The 17,605-nt window shown below is 60.3% G+C and carries 13 protein-coding genes; 8 read left to right on the top strand and 5 right to left on the bottom strand.

All coding sequences use genetic code 11. The annotated features are described in order from the left end of the window. Positions 1 to 284 (bottom strand): MurR/RpiR family transcriptional regulator (locus AC1D06_RS31720; RefSeq protein ID WP_477989886.1); only part of this gene is annotated, 284 nt, incomplete at its 3' end. A gap of 196 nt (positions 285 to 480) precedes the next feature. On the opposite strand from AC1D06_RS31720, the gene AC1D06_RS31725 reads away from it, so the two are divergent. Together AC1D06_RS31725 and AC1D06_RS31730 are read left to right on the top strand one after the other, a co-directional pair. After that, the gene (locus AC1D06_RS31725) at positions 481 to 1,593 is read left to right on the top strand and encodes a Gfo/Idh/MocA family protein (protein WP_477989887.1); all 1,113 of its coding nucleotides are present in this window, start codon (positions 481 to 483) and stop codon (positions 1,591 to 1,593) included. A gap of 93 nt (positions 1,594 to 1,686) precedes the next feature. Then, positions 1,687 to 5,667 carry a caspase family protein gene (locus tag AC1D06_RS31730; RefSeq protein WP_477989888.1) on the top strand — a complete coding sequence of 1,327 codons (3,981 nt, stop codon included), beginning with the start codon at positions 1,687 to 1,689 and terminating at the stop codon, positions 5,665 to 5,667. A gap of 77 nt (positions 5,668 to 5,744) precedes the next feature. Here AC1D06_RS31730 and AC1D06_RS31735 read toward each other — a convergent pair whose 3' ends face one another. Beyond that, positions 5,745 to 6,746, bottom strand: a complete 1,002-nt coding sequence (locus AC1D06_RS31735) for a calcium-binding protein (RefSeq protein WP_477989889.1) — start codon at positions 6,744 to 6,746, stop codon at positions 5,745 to 5,747. A gap of 322 nt (positions 6,747 to 7,068) precedes the next feature. Here AC1D06_RS31735 and AC1D06_RS31740 point away from each other — a divergent pair, with 322 nt between their 5' ends. From AC1D06_RS31740 to AC1D06_RS31765, 6 genes are all read left to right on the top strand, one after another. Then, complete coding sequence (locus tag AC1D06_RS31740) at positions 7,069 to 7,719, top strand: class II aldolase/adducin family protein (protein WP_477989890.1); 651 nt, start codon at positions 7,069 to 7,071, stop codon at positions 7,717 to 7,719. A gap of 55 nt (positions 7,720 to 7,774) precedes the next feature. Next, a complete protein-coding gene (locus AC1D06_RS31745; RefSeq protein WP_477989891.1) occupies positions 7,775 to 8,062 on the top strand; it encodes a type II toxin-antitoxin system TacA family antitoxin in 288 nt (95 codons plus the stop codon). After that, entirely contained in the window at positions 8,059 to 8,544 is a 486-nt protein-coding gene (locus tag AC1D06_RS31750; RefSeq protein ID WP_477989892.1) for a GNAT family N-acetyltransferase, read from the top strand. The genes AC1D06_RS31745 and AC1D06_RS31750 overlap by 4 nt, the downstream gene beginning before the upstream one ends. Positions 8,545 to 8,627: 83 nt before the next feature. Further along, positions 8,628 to 9,563, top strand: a complete 936-nt coding sequence (locus AC1D06_RS31755; protein WP_477989893.1) for an ImuA family protein — start codon at positions 8,628 to 8,630, stop codon at positions 9,561 to 9,563. Beyond that, positions 9,445 to 11,016: a Y-family DNA polymerase gene (locus tag AC1D06_RS31760; RefSeq protein ID WP_477989905.1), complete on the top strand. Its 1,572-nt coding sequence runs from the start codon at positions 9,445 to 9,447 to the stop codon at positions 11,014 to 11,016. The genes AC1D06_RS31755 and AC1D06_RS31760 overlap by 119 nt, the downstream gene beginning before the upstream one ends. After that, positions 11,013 to 14,336 carry an error-prone DNA polymerase gene (locus AC1D06_RS31765; RefSeq protein ID WP_477989894.1) on the top strand — a complete coding sequence of 1,108 codons (3,324 nt, stop codon included), beginning with the start codon at positions 11,013 to 11,015 and terminating at the stop codon, positions 14,334 to 14,336. The genes AC1D06_RS31760 and AC1D06_RS31765 overlap by 4 nt, the downstream gene beginning before the upstream one ends. Positions 14,337 to 14,410: 74 nt before the next feature. On the opposite strand, the gene AC1D06_RS31770 is transcribed toward AC1D06_RS31765, so the two are convergent. From AC1D06_RS31770 to AC1D06_RS31780, 3 genes are all read right to left on the bottom strand, one after another. Further along, the gene (locus AC1D06_RS31770; RefSeq protein ID WP_477989895.1) at positions 14,411 to 14,821 is read right to left on the bottom strand and encodes a hypothetical protein; all 411 of its coding nucleotides are present in this window, start codon (positions 14,819 to 14,821) and stop codon (positions 14,411 to 14,413) included. A gap of 113 nt (positions 14,822 to 14,934) precedes the next feature. Beyond that, positions 14,935 to 16,401 carry a protein adenylyltransferase SelO gene (locus AC1D06_RS31775; protein ID WP_477989896.1) on the bottom strand — a complete coding sequence of 489 codons (1,467 nt, stop codon included), beginning with the start codon at positions 16,399 to 16,401 and terminating at the stop codon, positions 14,935 to 14,937. Positions 16,402 to 16,455: 54 nt separating this feature from the next. Further along, positions 16,456 to 17,571, bottom strand: a complete 1,116-nt coding sequence (locus AC1D06_RS31780; protein ID WP_477989897.1) for a calcium:cation antiporter — start codon at positions 17,569 to 17,571, stop codon at positions 16,456 to 16,458. Positions 17,572 to 17,605 lie beyond the last annotated feature (34 nt).

Below are 17,605 nucleotides of genomic sequence, written 5' to 3' on the forward strand. Positions count from 1 at the left end.
GTCTTTTCCTTCGTCTTTTCCTTCAGCCGGTCGCGGAAAATGCTCTGCAGGTCGGAAAAGCCTTCATAGCCGAGATGATGGGCAAGCCGCACCAGAGTCGAGGGCTGGACTTCCGCTGCCGAAGCGATGCTGGCCGCGGTGCCGAAGGCGATCTCGTCGGGATTGGCAAGCGAATAGGCTGCGACCTGGGCGAGGCGTTTCGGCATTTCCGCCTTGCGCTCGATCATCGCGGCGCGCAGGGTCTCGAAATCGCGCGGCGCCTGTTCGTTGAGCCCTCGGACCATGCGTCCTCCGATCGAATGCCCATTCTGCAAATTGGAACGGTTATTCCGTTCTTGTCGCAGCCTTATGCACCAAATCCCGCCGCGTTTACAGGTGTATGTGGCGTCTAATGGAAAAAATTTTCCATTGGCGGAATGAAATGCTTGTTCTCTTTTGTGCTACGATGAAGTAGGTATTCCGGAAAATCGGGAGGATGGCATGGCGCTTGGAATTGGCCTGATCGGCACCGGCTATATGGGAAAATGCCACGCGCTGGCGTGGAACAGCGTGGCGCCGGTGTTTGGCGACGTCGAACGGCCGCGCCTCGTGGGCCTTGCCGAGGTGAATGCCGAACTGGCGGCGAAGAAGGCGGACGAGTTCGGCTTCCAGCGCTCGACCGGCAATTGGCGCGACCTCGTCGCGGACCCTGAGATCGACGTGATTTCCGTGACCACGCCCAATCAGTTCCACGCCGAGATGGCCATCGCGGCACTGGAAGCCGGCAAGCATGTCTGGTGCGAAAAGCCGATGGCGACGTCGCTTGCCGATGCCGAACGGATGCTGGCCGCGCAGCGCGCCTCAGGCAAGGCGGCGGTGATGGGCTACAATTATATCCAGAACCCGCTCATTCGACACATGAAGTCGCTGATCGAGAGCGGTGCGATCGGCACGCTCACGCATGTCCGCGTCGAGATGGACGAGGACTATATGGCCGATCCCGACGAGCCATTCTATTGGAAGAGCGAGGCGAAATCCGGCTATGGCGCGCTTGACGATTTCGCCGTCCATCCGCTGTCGCTGCTGACCTTGCTCACCGGCATGCCGGCTGAGGTGATGACCGATATGGCGAAACCCTATGCCGACCGGCCGGCAAAGGAAGGCGGCCGTCGCGCCGTCGAGAATTGCGATATCGCCAATGTCCTCATGCATATGAAGAGCGGCATTTCCGCCGTGCTGCTTGCCAACCGTTCCGCCTGGGGCCGCAAGGGGCGAATCGCCATCCAGATCTACGGCTCGAACGGTTCCATCCTCTACGACCAGGAGCGGATGAACGAGTTCCAGCTCTATGACCGCAGCGGCAAGCCGACCGAACACGGGTTCCGCACTGTGCTGACCGCACCGCATCATCCGCTCTATAGCAAGTTCATCCCGGCACCCGGCCATGGCCTGGGCTTCAACGACCTGAAGATCATCGAATGCCGAGAGTTGATGGCCGCGATTGCCGGCCAGCCGGCCCATGTCATCGATTTCGCCGCCGGATTGGAGATCGAGAAAGCGGTGCATGCAATGGCGCGGTCGCATGCCGAACGGCGCTGGGTCACACTAGGGTGAGGGCATTGTCCTTCACCAAAATTTCTTTCAAGACAACATTGAAACCGGCTGATCCATCCGTAATACTTCCGAGAAATTTCTGGAGGTGAGGATATGTCCACCCGGCATAAGAAAAGCCGTCTCCCGTTCGTTATTGTTTTCGCGGCTGTTTTCGTGGTCGCGGGGAGTGCTGCCGAGGCCGCCAAGCGGGTGGCGCTGTTGATCGGCAATGCCGACTATCAAAACACCAACGCGCTTCGCAACCCCAAGAACGACGTGCTGTTGATGAAGAAGACGCTCACCGATGCGGGCTTCGACGATGTCGAGGTGGCGGTCGACGTCAATCTCGTCGAGTTGCGCAAGGCGCTGCGCAACTTCGAGGACAAGTCGCAGGATTCCGATGTCGCGGTGCTCTACTATTCCGGCCACGGCATGGAAATGAACGGCCAGAATTACCTGATTCCGGTCGACGCGGTGCTGGCTTCCGACAGGGATGTCGAGGATGAGACGGTTCCGCTCGATCGCGCCGAACGTGCTCTTGGCGGCGCGACCAAGCTGAAGCTCGTCATTCTTGACGCCTGCCGCAACAATCCATTTCTGGAAAACATGACCCGCTCGGTCGGTACGCGAGACATCACCAAGGGCCTCGCCAAGGTCGAACCGGAAGGGGCCGATACGCTGGTCGCCTATGCGTCACGCGCCGGCACGGTGGCGCTTGACGGTTCGGGCAGCAACAGCCCGTTCGCGGTCGCACTCTCCAAATATATCGCCCAGCCCGGCGTCGATGTGCGCATCGCGCTCGGCCAGGTGCGCGACGACGTGATGCAGGTCACCGACCGCAAACAGGAGCCGTTCGTCTACGGATCGCTTGGCGGTGCCCAGATATTCCTGTCGATCAAGCAGCTCAACGTCACCATCAACAATAACAGCAAGACCGACGACAAGAAGCAGGACACGCCGACCAATACTATTTCCGAGGCAGCGCAGGACTGGAACAACATCAAGGACCTGGCCGACAAGGACCTGTTGAACGCTTTCATTGCCAAGCACGGCAACGATCCGGTCTACAAGATGCTGGCCGAGAAGAAGCTGAAGCTTCTGGCCGAGGCCGAGCAGAAGACCGATACCGCCGCCGACCAGATCGCCTGGGAAGCGCTCAAGGGCTCGACAGACGCTTCGGCGCTCAAGCGCTTCATCGAGCGCTATCCGGACAGCAAATATCGCAAGGACGCGGAGCAGGCCGTCGCTTCGCTGGCCCCGGCCCAGAACCTGCAGACGACGACAGCCAAGGAAACGCCGGCTCAGAGCGATTGCTACCTGCTTGCCGGCGAACAGCAGGCGACCCCGGGCTATCCCGGCGTTCTCCTGCAGAAGATCGATTCCAAGCGCGCCTTGACCGCCTGCGAACAGGCCGTCAACGAGAGCCCCAATGACGGCATGCTGGTCAACCTGCTCGGCCGTGCCTACGAGGCAGACCGGAATTATGCCGAGGCGCATCGCAGCTATGACCGCGCCCTGCAGCTCGGCAACCTCTATGCCGCGACCAATCTCGGCTGGCTGGCGATCTATGGCCATGATGGTGCGATCGATCTGGAAAAAGGCCGGCAACTGTTCCAGAAGGCGGCCGATGCAGGCAACCAGCTTGGCCAGGTCTCGCTCGCGTCTCTTTACCGCGATGGCTATGGCGGCATGACGCAGGATTATGCCAAGGCGATCGAGTGGTACACGAAGGCCGCCAACCAGGGCAATGCCTCGGCCTTCGGCAATCTCGGCTGGTTCTATCGCGAAGGCATGGGCGTCACGCGCGATTACCAGAAATCGGTCGACTACTACCGGCAGGGCGCTGAAGCCGGCGACCTGACCTCGATCGCCGCCATGGGCTATGCCGCCCAGAACGGGCTCGGCATTCCGCAGAATTATGACCAGGCGCGCAATTGGTATGAGAAGGGGGCGAATGCCGGCGACGCCTATTCCATGGCTTCTCTCGGCTTCCTCTACGACGCCGGCGTCGGCGTGAAACAGGATTATGTCGAGGCTCGCTACTGGTACGAAAAGGCCGCCAATGCCGGCAGCGCCTATGCCATGGGCAACCTGTCGCGCCTCTATGACCAGGGGCTGGGCACGCCCGTCGATCCGCAGGAAGCGGTGCGCTGGGCGGTCGCCGCCGTCGAAAGCGGCGATCCCGGCAAGAAGGAAGAACTGAAGACCCAGCCGAATAATTTTTCAGCCGCTTTCCGCACCGAATTCCAGAAAGTATTGAAGAGCCGTGGCTATTTCCACGGCACCGTGAACGGCGATTTCGGTCCCGACACGCTTGCCGCCATCGACAGCCTGGCGGCCGGCAAGGAACAGAACTCGTCGACCGATAACACGTCAAACCAGAACACGACCAGCAACGACCAGAACACGACAAACAACAACACGAATGACAATGCCGGTCAGACGAACAATACCAACAACAACGTCGGCACCGGTATGGCGTCGATAAAGGTCCCGAACACCGACAACAACACGACCACGAACAACAACAATACGACCAACAACAACACGGCGCAGACGACGATTTCCGACGCGATCACCTTCCGTCCGAACGTCAAGGCCAAGACCGCGAACGCGCAGGAATGCTATTCGCTTGCAGCCGAGCCGGGGTCCGAGCCGGGCGTCACCGGCGTCCAGTTCGCCGACATCCAGGTCCGCCGCGCCATCGACGTGTGCACGCGTGCAGCCCTGGAATCTCCCGGCGATTCGATGCTGAACGATATGGTCGGCCGCGCCTATGACATCGACCGCAACTACGGCCAGGCGCACAAATTCTACCAGATGTCCGCCAACCAAGGGAATGTCTTTGCCTATACCAACATGGCCTGGCTCGCCGTCTACGGCAATGGCGAAACCCAGGACGTGCAGAAGGGCATGCACATGTTCGAAAAGGCGGCCGATTTCGGCAACGCCTATGCGCAAGCATCTCTCGGATGGGTCTACCGCGAGGGCTATGGCGGCATCGCCAAGGACTATAAGCTCTCCTTCGATTGGTACATGAAGGCTGCGAACCAGGATTATGCCAATGCGCAGGCCTCCATTGGCTGGCTCTATCGCGAGGGCCTCGGCGTGCCGCAGGATTACGGCAAGTCGTTGGAATATTATCGCAAGGGTGCTGAAAAGGGTGACCTGAACGCCATCGGCTCGATGGGCTATGCACTGCAGAACGGGTTCGGCACGCCGGTCGACTTTGAGGGCGCACGAACCTGGTACGAGAAGGGTGTGGCGAGGAACGATGGCTATTCGCTCTCCGCACTTGCCTGGCTCTATCGCGAGGGCAAGGGCATCTCCCGCGATTATGCGAAGGCCTTCGACCTCTACAAACGTGCTGCCAATCTCGGCGACGTGACCGGCATGTCCTCGCTCGGCTATATGTACCAATATGGTCTCGGCACGACTGTCAGCTATCCGGATGCGTTGCGCTGGTACCAGTCCGCCGCCGACAAGAACGACGCTTATTCCTTCTCTGCATTGGGTTGGATGTATCGTGAAGGCGTCGGCGTCAACCGGGATTACGCCAAGTCGCTCGATTACTATCGCCGCGGTGCCGATCTCAACGATCTCAATTCCATGGGCTCGCTCGGCTACGCCTTCCAGAACGGCCTCGGTACGCCTGTCGATCTCGACCAGGCGCGGCAATGGTACGAGAAGGCGGCGGAGGGCGGCGACGCCTATTCCATGGCCTCGCTTGCCTGGCTCTACGAGAATGGCAAAGGCGTGAAGCAGGACTATGTGCAAGCCAAGGATTGGTATGAAAAGGCCGCCAATGCCGGCAGTTCCTATGCCATGGGCAATCTCTCCTATCTCTACGACAAGGGTCTCGGCACCAGCCCTGATTCCCGCCAGGCTGCCAAACTGGCAGTGCAGTCGATGGAGGCCGGCGAGGCGCCGTTCATCAGCGACATGAAGGCCGGCGCCGTCAACTACAGCCCGGATTTCCGCCGCCAGCTGCAGCAGGCGCTCAAGGATCGCGGTTACTATACCGGCCCGGTCGACGGCGTCTTCGGCGCCACCACGACCACGGCCATCGACAAGTTGACAAACTCGCGGACCTGACGCGTAGCGTGGCTAACAATGCAAAACACCCGCCGGATCGCTCCGGCGGGTGTTTTGCATTGTTTCTCTCTCGGAGATCAGAGAATGAAATCGCTGCTTTGCAGGCTGTCGACATTGGCAACCTTGATCTCGAAATCGGTCTTGCCGTCGCCGTCGACATCGCCTTGGACGATATGACCGGCAAAACGCAATTCGTCGGGAGTGCCGGAGAAGTGGTCGTTGCCGATGAAGGTGAAGTGGCCGATGGCCGAGACGTCGATCTTGTCGCCCTGGCTATGCGAGAAATCGTCGATCACGTCGCGATTGTCGCCGACCACGGAATCCTTGACCGACTGGAACACGAACGTGTCGGAACCATCGCCGCCATCCAGGAGATCCGTGCCCCTCTGGCCGTAGAGTTTATCGTTGCCGTCGTCACCGAACAGGTTGTCGCCGCCATGGCCACCATAGAGCTTGTCGTCGCCTTCCCGTCCGTGCAGTATGTCGAAACCGTCCATGCCCTGAATATTGTTTTTGCCATTGGTGCCGCCGAGCGTGTCGTCGGCGGATGTACCGATGAGATCCTCGACATTGTAGAGCACCTCTTCGCGGCCGCCGCCGGTGGTCGCATAATGATCGAGAAGGTTGACCTTGACGCCGCGGCCGCTCAGGAAGTCATCTGTATCCTGGCGCTGATAGCTGACCGTGTCCCGACCGGAGCCGCCGTCGAAATAATTCCAATAGCCGGCCGAATTATAGGTGTCGTTGCCGTCGCCGCCGTAATAGTCGCTGACCGCCGTGGCGACAGTGAATGTGTCGTCGCCATTGCCGCCCCAGACGCGATCGTAATGGTTGTTGCGGTTCGAGAAGCCGTTGCCGGTATAGCTGTCGTCGCCGTCGCCCAGCTTGATGTCGTTGTTGTTTTCGATGCTGCTCTTGACGGTATCGTTGTCGTCGCCGGCCTCGACATAAGTGGCGCCCAGCGTCAACTTGATCGTATCATCGCCGCCAATTGTGTAGATGTTGAACCAGTCGTGCTTGCTGTCATTTGCTTGTTTGACGACATCGTCACCATCGGTTCCGTTGTAGGTAGTGGCCATAATCCTGTCCTTTCCTCGCTGGTGCAATCCGCCCTTACGTCGGGCTAGCTTCTTATGGTGGTCAAATCAGGGCAGACGAATCTGTCGGCCTTGGCTATGGGCGCAGGGCGCTTAATGGAGGCTGAAATGCCCATTAATCTGCCGTTCATCTTGATCTCGTGTCGATTGTCCGGTTTCAGCCGTCGGGCATTCCGATGAACGCCAACTGTCCAGATGCGCCAAGGTTCCTCTCCTGTTTTTTGCCGATGTGCAAAAGACAGTTGGAAGCTTTCAATATGGAGGTTATTGAGCGACGTCTACGCCATGAATAAGGGGAGCCGTTATGGATGAGTTGGAGATCCGCCGTTCGATCATTTCTCAATGCCTGTTCATGAACGCATCGGGCCTCAACCAAGGCAATGCCGGCAATATCAGTGTCCGCTTCGGCGAGCGTATGCTGATCACGCCGACCTCGATCCCCTACGAGGAAATGACGCCTGATATGATCGCCTCGATGCCGATCGAGGGCGAATATGGCGTCTGGGATGGGCCGAAGAAGCCGTCCTCCGAATGGCGCTTCCATCTCGACATCATGAAGATGCGGCCCGATGTCGGCAGTGTCGTCCACACACATGCGACATTCTCAACCATCCTTGCCATCGCCCGCAAGCCGATCCCCGCCTGCCACTACATGGTTGCGGCCTTTGGCGGCGAGGATGTGCGCGTCGCTGGCTATGCGCGCTACGGCACCAAGGCACTGTCCGAGCAGGTGCTCAAGGCGCTCAAGGGCCGCAATGGCTGTCTGATGGCCAATCATGGCATGCTGGCCGTGGGCTCGAGCCTGAAAAAGGCCATGTGGCGCGCTGTCGAACTGGAGACCATCGCCAAGCAATATTACCACGCGCTGCTGATCGGCGGCCCGGTGATCCTCTCCTCCGCCGAGATCGCAGAGACGATGGAGAGTTTTTCGACGTATGGGCTGCAGGAGGCCTAAGCTTCTCTTGTTTTGTCCGGAAATTTTCCGTACATTCTGTACGAAGGAGATTTTCATGCCGAGACAAGCCGCACGCACCGACAGGCTTGAAGCCCGTATACACCCTGACACCTTGACTCTGGTGAAGCGGGCGGCTGAAATCCAGGGCCGCTCGATTAGCGATTTCGTCGTCGCGGCTGCGGAACAGGCGGCCCGGCAGGCAATCGAGGACAATCAGGTCCTAAAGCTGTCGGTCGAGGACCAGATGCGCTTCGCCGAGCTGCTTGCCAATCCGCCGAAGCCGACGCCGGAACTGGAGCGTGCCCGGGGGGCACATGAAAAACTGATCGTCTCCTCCGAATGAGTGGCAGCTTTTCGATTGCGCCGCTCGATCCCAAGCAATCACGGACAGGATTTGCCTGCGGCACCGAAACCTTGGATCGCTATTTCCGCGACCTCGTCACGCAGGACATCAAGCGCCGGATTGCTGCCTGCTACGTCGCGACATCGGTAGAGAATGGGCAAATCGCAGGATTTTACACACTCTCCGCTGCCAGCATTCCCCTGACCAGTCTGCCGGAAACGCTCGTCAAGAAATTGCCGCGTTATCCGGTCGTACCGGTGGCCCGGGCTGGCCGGCTCGCCATCGATCAGCGCTTCCAAGGCCGTCAGCTTGGTGCAGCGCTGCTCTGGGATGCCATCGCCCGTTCAGCCCGTTCCGAACTGGCCGTCTATGCGCTTGCGGTTGATGCGAAGGATGAGCGTGCCGAAGCTTTTTATCGGCATTTCGGCTTCATCTCATTGGAATCCTTGAAGGCCCAACTCATCTGGGTCATCGGCCGATAATCTCGGCGACGCACCCTGTTGACTCTCTCCTTTGTTTGCAGTTTACTGGAACATAAAGAGAACAAAAATCTAGGATCAACGTCATGGCAGAGGCTGCTTTGGCGCGTGAGAGGCTGTTTGCCTTGCGCTCGGATATCAGCCGGCTCGAAAGCAAAAATACGGTGGCGCTGGCCCGTGCCGCCCGCGAGAGCCCATGGGATCAGCCGGTGGAGACGGAGAGCCATGTGCTCGTCTCCGGGGCCGACGATTTTGACGCAGTGCTTGGCGGCGGCGTGGCGAAGGCGGCGCTCAACGAGATTCGTAGCGAGGCGACGGCCGACAATGGTGCGGCAAGCGGCTTTGCTCTGGCGCTCGCCCGGCTGGCGCTGGGGCCGGAGATGAGAGCAAACATGTCGCAGCGCATCCTCTGGATCGCTGATCCCATGGGCGCCCTCGAAAGCGGTCGGCTATATGGCCCAGGGCTGGCCGCTCATGGCATGCCGCCGGCGTCAGTCCTGCACGCCGCGCCGAAACATCTGCAGGATGCGCTGATGATCGCCGAGGCAGCACTTTCGGTCCGCTCTTTCGCTGCCGTTATCCTCGAAGTCTACGGCAATCCGAATAAATTCGGCCTGACCGAGAGCCGCCGGCTGCACCTGCGCGCCAAGGCCCATCGAAGACCGCTTTTTCTCCTGCGCGAGCGCGGTGCGGAGGAGGCCTCCAATGCCGTCAACCGCTTCCATGTCCGTCCCGCGCCGGCTGCCCCTCACATCCTGCCGAATGGCAGGGCCTGGCCACAAGGCATCGGCAATCCCGTCTTTCACGTCACGATCGAAAAGAGCCGCAACCCGTCCCCGCCTGAGTTTTTGTTGGAGTGGAACGCCCATGACTGTCTCTTTCGCACCGTCGAGCCCGGCCACCTTGCTGTTCCAGCCGGCGAGCAGCCAGCGAATCCTCGCACTCCACTTTCCAGGGCTGCCGACCGATCGGATCGCGCGGCAACGCTGGGGACGGTCGTGGCGCTGTCACGGGCGTCCTGACCATCCGCCGGTGGTCTGTTCCGCCCCGGTCAAGAGCGCCATGCGGCTGGTCGCCATCGATGAGGCCGCACGCCGTGTCGGGCTGCGGCTGGGGCAGGGGGTCACCGATGCCCGTGCCATCATTCCCGATCTCGATGTCATCGAGGCGGACCCGGCCGCCGATCGAACGCTGCTCGAATCGATCGCGGACTGGTGCGACCGCTATACGCCGCTGGTGGCGCTCGATGGCGCCGATGGCCTGTTCCTCGACATCACTGGTTCGGCCCATCTCTTCGGCGGCGAGAAAGGCCTGTTCGACGATATTCAAACCCGGCTTTTCAATATGGGCTTGGAGGTGCATGCGGCGATTTCCTCGGCACCAGGCCTGTCCTCGGCCGTATCTCGCTATGGCGAGCCATCGATCGTCCCGCCCGACGCCGCAGAGGTGGCGCTCGCACGGCTGCCCGTGCGTGCCTTGCGACTGGCCGAAGAAACCATCGAACTGCTGGTCAAATCCGGCCTGAAGCAGATCGGCGACTTGATCGATCAGCCGCGTGCGCCGCTCGCCCGCCGCTTTGGCCCGCTGTTGATGCTCAGGCTCGACCAGGCGCTGGGTTTCGAGGAGGAGGCGATCTCGCCGCGCCGGCCGGTCGCCGCCCTTTCGACCGAACGACGCCTTGCCGAGCCGATCGTCGACGAGGACAATATCCTGCTCCTGCTCGAAAAACTGGGCGAGCGGATGAAACAACATCTCGAAACCCGCGGCGAAGGCGGCAAGCTGTTCGAATTGCTGCTCTTCCGTGTCGACGGCAAGGTGTTTACGATTCGCGCCGGCACGGCTCTGCCGATCCGCGATCCCGCGCGGATCACCGCCCTTTTTCGCGCGCGCCTCTCAGCCGTGCATGACGATCTCGACGCCGGCTACGGTTTTGAGACGATCCGCCTCAACGTGCTGCAGGCGGCCTCCTTCGCCGAACTGCAGCCGGATTTCCAGGGCCGCAACCGGCAGGACGAATCGCTTGCCGATTTCATCGACCAGATGACGGCCCGCTTCGGCCCGGATCTCCTGACCACACCCGTGCTCTTCCAGAGCCATATCCCCGAACGCGCCGGTCAATTGCTGCCGGTGGCCGATCTCTCCCTTGCCGATGGCAATCCCGCCTTTTACGAAGACAGGCCTGTCCGCCCGCTGCGGCTCTTCCCCCATCCCGAACCCGTCGAAACGACGGCAGCCGAGGTCCCGGATGGCCCGCCTTTCTCCTTTCGCTGGCGTCGCATAACCATCCGCGTCGCTCGCGCCGAGGGTCCGGAACGCATCGCTGCCGAATGGTGGATCGATGGACAGGCCGCCCCGACGCGTGATTATTTCCGCGTCGAGGACGAGGCGGGCCGCCGCTACTGGCTTTTTCGCGAAGGACTTTACGAACGCGGATCGGACCAGCCGCGCTGGTTCATCCAGGGCGTGTTCGCATGAGCACGCCCCGCTTTGCCGAAATCGGCATCCGCAGCAATTTCTCCTTCCTGGAAGGCGCCTCGCATCCGGAGGAACTGGCGGTGGCCGCCTCCCGCCTTGGCCTGAAGGGCATCGGCATCGCCGACCGCAACACGGTGGCCGGCACGGTGCGTATGCATCTGGCAGCAAAGGAAGCGAAGCTTCCGTATCATCCCGGTGCCCGGCTCTCCTTTACCGACGATACGCCTGATATCCTTGCCTATCCCATCGACCGGCCTGCATGGGGACGGCTCTGTCGACTGCTCAGCCAAGGCAATCTCCGCTCCGGCGTGAAGGGCACTTGCGAACTCTACGAAGCCGACTTGATGGAATGGGGCAAAGACCTTCTGCTCGTCGTCATGGCCGAACCGCAAAAACATGCCGAAAAGCTGCCGGATTTGCTCCATCGTCTTAAGGAAAGATTCGGCGACCAGGTGCACTTGGCGCTGGTGCCCCGCTATGCGGGCCATGATCGCCCCGATTTCGATTTCTTCGCCGCCACCGCTGCCGAAGCAGGTGTGTCGCTCATCGCCACCAATGACGTGCTGATGCATGAGCCGGAACGCAAATCCATGGCCGACGTGGTCGTGGCAATCCGGGAGCATGTGACAGTGCAACAGGCAGGTTATCGACTGGCGGCGCATGCCGAACGATATCTAAAGAATTCGGACGAGATAAAGCGGCTCTTCAGGCGCTATCCGGAAGCGATTCAAAATGCATGCAGATTTTTCGATCGGCTGAGCTTTTCGCTGGACGAGCTGAAATATCAATATCCGGACGAGACGGTTACTGGCGAGACCCCGGCGCAGAGCTTGCGGAGGCTTGCTTATGAAGGGGCGGAGAGACGTTACGCCAAGGGCGTGCCGGAGAAGGTCCACAAGCAAATTGAATATGAACTCGAATTGATCGGTGAATGCCACTACGAGCCTTATTTCCTGACCGTTTGGAAAATCATGAACTTTGCCCGCTCAGTCGATATCCTCTGCCAGGGCCGGGGTTCGGCGGCCAATTCCACCGTCTGTTATTGTCTTGGCATCACCGAGGTCGATCCGATGATGACCAATCTTCTGTTCGAGCGCTTCATTTCGACGAGCAGGGCCGAGCCGCCCGACATTGACGTCGACTTCGAACATGAACGACGCGAAGAGGTCATCCAATATATCTACCGCGAATATGGCGTTGAGCATGCCGGCATCGCCGCCACCGTCATCAACTATAGGGCGCGTTCGGCCGGTCGTGAAACGRCAAAGGCTTTTGGTCTCTCCGATGACCAGCAATCGGCACTCTCAGGCACGGTCTGGGGTTGGTCCTCCGAGGCGCTTGATGAGCGCGATGTCAAAGCCGTCGGTTTGGATATCAGCAATCCGGTGATGCGGCAGGTGCTGGATCATTCCGCCATGTTGATGGGCTTCCCGCGCCATCTTTCGCAACATGTCGGCGGCTTTATCATTACCCGTGATCGGCTCGACGAGGTCATGCCGATCATGCCCACTGCGATGGAAGACCGATATCAGGTCGAATGGAACAAGGATGACCTCGATGCGATGGACATCTTCAAGATCGACGTCCTGGCGCTTGGCATGCTCACCTGCATCGCCAAGGCCTTCAAGCTGTTCGAGCGTCACTACGACACTGGTCCATTTGGCATGGACAGGATTCCGAGGGAAAGGCAAGAAATCTACGACATGATCTGCCGCGCCGATACGCTCGGCGTTTTCCAGATCGAAAGCCGGGCGCAGATGTCGATGCTGCCGCGCCTGAGGCCAAGAAAGTTTTATGATCTGGTGATCGAGGTCGCCATCGTTCGACCCGGTCCGATCCAGGGCGATATGGTCCATCCATACCTGCGCCGGAGACAAGGCAAAGAGCCGATTGATTATCACCGTGAAGAACTCAAGGTGATTCTCGAAAAGACGCTTGGCGTTCCGCTTTTTCAGGAACAGGCGATGCAGATCGCCATCCTGTCCGGGTTTTCTCCGGCAGAGGCCGACAAGCTTCGTCGTGCCATGGCGACGTTCCAACGGACCGGCACGGTTCATATGTTTAAGCAAAGGATGATCGATGGTCTTGTCGCGCGTGATTATGACAAAGAATTTGCGGAACGCTGCTTCAAGCAGATCGAAGGCTTTGGTGAATATGGTTTTCCGGAAAGCCACGCGGCCTCTTTCGCTCTTCTCGTTTATGTTTCCTGCTGGCTGAAAGCCCGCTATCCCGATGTCTTCTGCGCCGCGATTCTCAATGCCCAGCCCATGGGTTTTTATGCCCCAGCCCAGCTCATCAGGGATGCCCGTGAACATGGCGTCACTGTCCACGAGCCGGACATCAATCATTCCACTTGGTATTCCGACCTCGAGGAGGGTGCTTTCGATTCCACCCGTATCCATACCCGCCATCGCGAAATGGAAGGCGTGATCCGCACCCGCAAAGCCGTGCGGCTTGGTTTCCACCGCATCAAGGGTTTTTCGGAGGATGACGCCAAACTTCTCGTCGAAAACCGCGGCGAAGGCTATCGATCGGTCCGCGATCTCTGGCTACGCTCCGGTCTGAAACGAGCAGCGATCGAGCGGCTGGCGGATGCCGATGCCTTCCGTTCGATCGGGCTCGACCGCCGCGCCGCGCTTTGGGCCGTGCGTGCGCTCGACGAGAAAAGTGCTGCCGAGCGCCTGCCGCTGTTCGAGAAATCCGGCGACGATCTCTTGGAGCATGAGGCCGATGTCAGCCTGCCGGTCATGCCGGTGGGCGAGCATGTCGTGCATGATTACAAGACCATGTCGCATTCGCTCAAGGCGCATCCGGTCTCTTTTCTCCGGCAGGATTTCGACCGGATGGGCATTGTGCCGACCGCGACATTGGAAAGCACGCGCAACGGGCAGCGGGTCACGGTCGCCGGCCTGGTGCTGGTGCGGCAGCGGCCCGGTTCGGCCAAGGGCGTGATCTTCATGACGCTGGAGGATGAAACCGGCATCGCCAATGCCATTGTCTGGCAAAAAGTGTTCGGCATCTATCGGCCGGTGGTGATGGGCTCGCGGCTGGTGAGTGTCCGCGGCAAATTGCAGAGGGCGGACGGCGTCATCCATGTTGTCGCCGAGCATATCGAGGATCTGAGCGGCTATCTCTCGAAGCTGCTCCTTGACAATCCTGATATTCCGACGCTCTCGCCAGCCGACGAATTGCTGCGCGGCACACGCGATCATCGCCAAAAGGTACCGCGCATCAAAACGCTTATCGAAAAGAAGGAGGAAATCCGCGATCAGGCCGAAATGGCCAGCAACGTCATGCCCGAAGGGCGGAATTTCCATTGAGGAATAGAGATTGAGAACCGGCAGAATAGATTGCAACCGGCCGTGGCTTCTCAAGCCACGGCCGGTCGGCTGATTTAATTGGCGGCCTTTTCTTCTTCGGCCTTCGCCTGATCCGCACTCTTGTGGCGGCCGGAAACCGTGCTGACCGTGATCGAGACGGGGTCGCTGGCCGGGAAGGAGCCTTCAAGGCCCTCGTCGAGCTGTTCCTCCATCACCGCGGTGTCACCGACGGCGCGGGCGCTACGCAGATGTGTCGCGCATTCCTCGTCACTGCATTCGGCCGAGGCAAGCACATTCTCATCCATAGCCCCGATCTCGGTCATCAGGCTGCGGGCCTTGTCGACGGCGTTCAGGCGGTTGAGATTGCTTTCGCCGTCCTGCTTCATGAACACCGAGACGATATCGCCGGTCTCACCGACGAATTCCACCGTGAAGCCGAGCTTGCCGGCCTGTTCCGGATGCACCTGTGTTTCAACATTCTGCATGGCTACGACTCCTGTTGGACTTGCATAGGTCAACGTCGCGTCCATCAGGAGGTTCCAAAGGCCATGCCCGGCGGAATAGGATGCCGGTTCAATGATCTGCCAGTATCGGCCGATCAGGTGCCGCAGAATGTCTTCAGCACCCGCTCTTGCGGCTCCGCCGGCAATTCGTAGCGCTCCGGCACGTCCGCGCGCTTGTCATAGGGCCGCGTCAGCACGCCGAGCAGGGTCTCGAACGGTGCGAAATCATCGCGTTCGACGCCCGCGCGGATCACTTCCTCGATCAGGTGATTGCGCGGGATATAGATCGGATTGACCGCCCGCATGCCAGCGGCGCGCTCCGGGCCGTTCATCGGCTCACGCGCTGCACGCACCCGCCACGCTGCAAGCCATTGAAGCGGGCCGGTCGGCTCTGCAAACAGCGCCAGGAAAATCTCAGCACTCTCATCCTCGGCTGCCTCTGCAAGCGCGCGGAAGGCGCGGGTGAAATCCACCTCATTGGCCTGCAGCAGGTCGAGCAGAGACTGGATCAACTCGCCGTCGGCATCCTCTTCCAAGGAAAGGCCGAGCTTTTTCCGCATCACCTCGAACCAGGCCTTGGTGAACAGGCTGGCGAAATCCATCACCGCCTGGTTGGCGGCTTCCAGCGCCTTGTCGCCATCGGTATCGATCAGCGGCAGCAGCGTCTCGGCGAGGCGCGCGAGATTCCATTGCGCGATGCCGGCCTGGTTCTGGTAGGCATACCGCCCGCCGCGGTCGATCGAGGAGAACACTGTGGCAGGATCATAGGCGTCCATGAAGGCACAGGGGCCGAAATCGATCGTCTCACCGGAAATCGACGAATTGTCGGTGTTCATCACGCCATGGATGAAGCCGATGCCGAGCCAGCGCGCCACCAGCGACGCCTGCCGTTCGGCCACCCGCCGAAGCAGAGCAAGATACGGGTTGGCGTCGGTCTTCAGATCCGGATAGAGTCGGTCGATCGTGTAATCGGCCAGTGCCTTCAGTCCTTCGACATCGCCGCGCGCGGCAAAGAACTGGAAAGTGYCCACTCGGATATGGCTGGCCGCGACCCGCGTCAGCACCGCGCCCGGCAGCACAGTCTCGCGATAGACATCGTCGCCGGTGGTCACCGCAGCGAGCGCCCTTGTCGTCGGGATGCCGAGCGCATGCATCGCTTCGCTTACCAGATATTCGCGCAGCACCGGCCCGATCGCTGCCCGGCCATCGCCGCCGCGCGAATAGGGTGTGCGGCCGGCGCCCTTCAGTTGGATATCGCGGCGAACACTGTGACTGTCGATGATTTCGCCAAGCAGGATCGCCCGGCCATCGCCGAGCTGCGGCACGAACGTACCGAACTGGTGGCCGGCATAGGCCATGGAAATCGGGTTCGCACCATCAGGCACGGCATTGCCGGCAAAAATCGCCGCGCCGACATCGCTGTCCAGCGCCGGATCCACGCCGAGCTCAGTGGCCAGCGCGTGGTTGAACTTGATCATCCGCGGCGCGGCGACCGCCGTCGGTTTGACCCGGGCGAAGAAACGGTCGGGCAGGGTAGAATAGGAATTGTCGAAGGCCAGCATGGTCAATACCTCTGCGCCACAAATAGGAATTTCGCGTGTCTCAGGCAAGGACCGCTACAATCCAACCACCGTCAGCATGCAGAAAGTGGCGAACAGCACGAAATGTGTCATGCCCTCGATGGCATTGGTTTCGCCGTCATTGAGGTTGATAGCGGCGGCAATCAGCGTCAGCGCCGTCATGACGGTCTGCACCGCCGTCATTCCCATCGACAGCGGCTGGCCATTGATCAGCGCAATCGCCTCCATGGCAGACACGGTGAGGATCACCGTCGAGAGCGATGCGCCGAGTGCGATGTTGACCACGGCCTGCATGCGGTTGCGCAGCGCCGCCCGCATTGCGGTGAGGATTTCCGGCGCCGCCGAGATCGCGGCAACCACGATCGCCATCAGCGCCGGCGGCGCGCCCGAGCCTTCGAGCCCCGCACCCAGGAATGCCGACATCGATTCGGCGAGCAGGCCGATCAGCACGACGCCCACGACGATCACGCCGGCCGAAAATCCCATCGGCACGTCTTGCTTCTTTTTCCGCTGCTGTTCGGGCGGTGGCACGTCCACGACCGGCACCGTCTCCTTTTCATCCTCATAGGCATAACTGAAGAAATAGCTGTGCGGCCCCACCTGCATCCTCAGAAACAGGCCGTAGAGCAGCAGCATGGCGCATATGGTGAAGGCGGAATAATAGTGCCACTTGGCGTCCGGCACGAATTCCGGCACCATCATGGACACACCCATCGCCGTCAGGATCATGACGCTATAGGTCTTGCCCGAATCATTGTTGTAGGGCTGTTCGCCGAATCGGAGCCCGCCGAGCAGCGCCGCGAGCCCCAATATGCCGTTGATGTCGAGCATGACGGCCGCGTAGATCGTATCCCTGACCAGGGTAGGCGACTTCTCGCCGGTCATCAGGATGGCAAGGATGATCACTTCGACCAGGACCGCCGACAATGTCAGGATCATCGTGCCATAGGGATCGCCGACCCGATGGGCGAGATGCTCGGCATGGCGGGCGACCCGCACCGAGGCGAGGATGATCGCGACAATCAGCGCAAGCGCTGCAGCCAGGCTCGCCGCCTTGCCCATTCCCAGAATCGAATGTTCGAAAAACAGTGACAGGATGGCGATCGCCATCGGCAAAACAAGAAGACGTTCGTCCTTGAAATAGGGCTGCATGATCGATCCTGGTTGGCTTCGCTTCGAGTGATAG

This window comes from Rhizobium sp. P2_G2, from assembly GCF_056403555.1.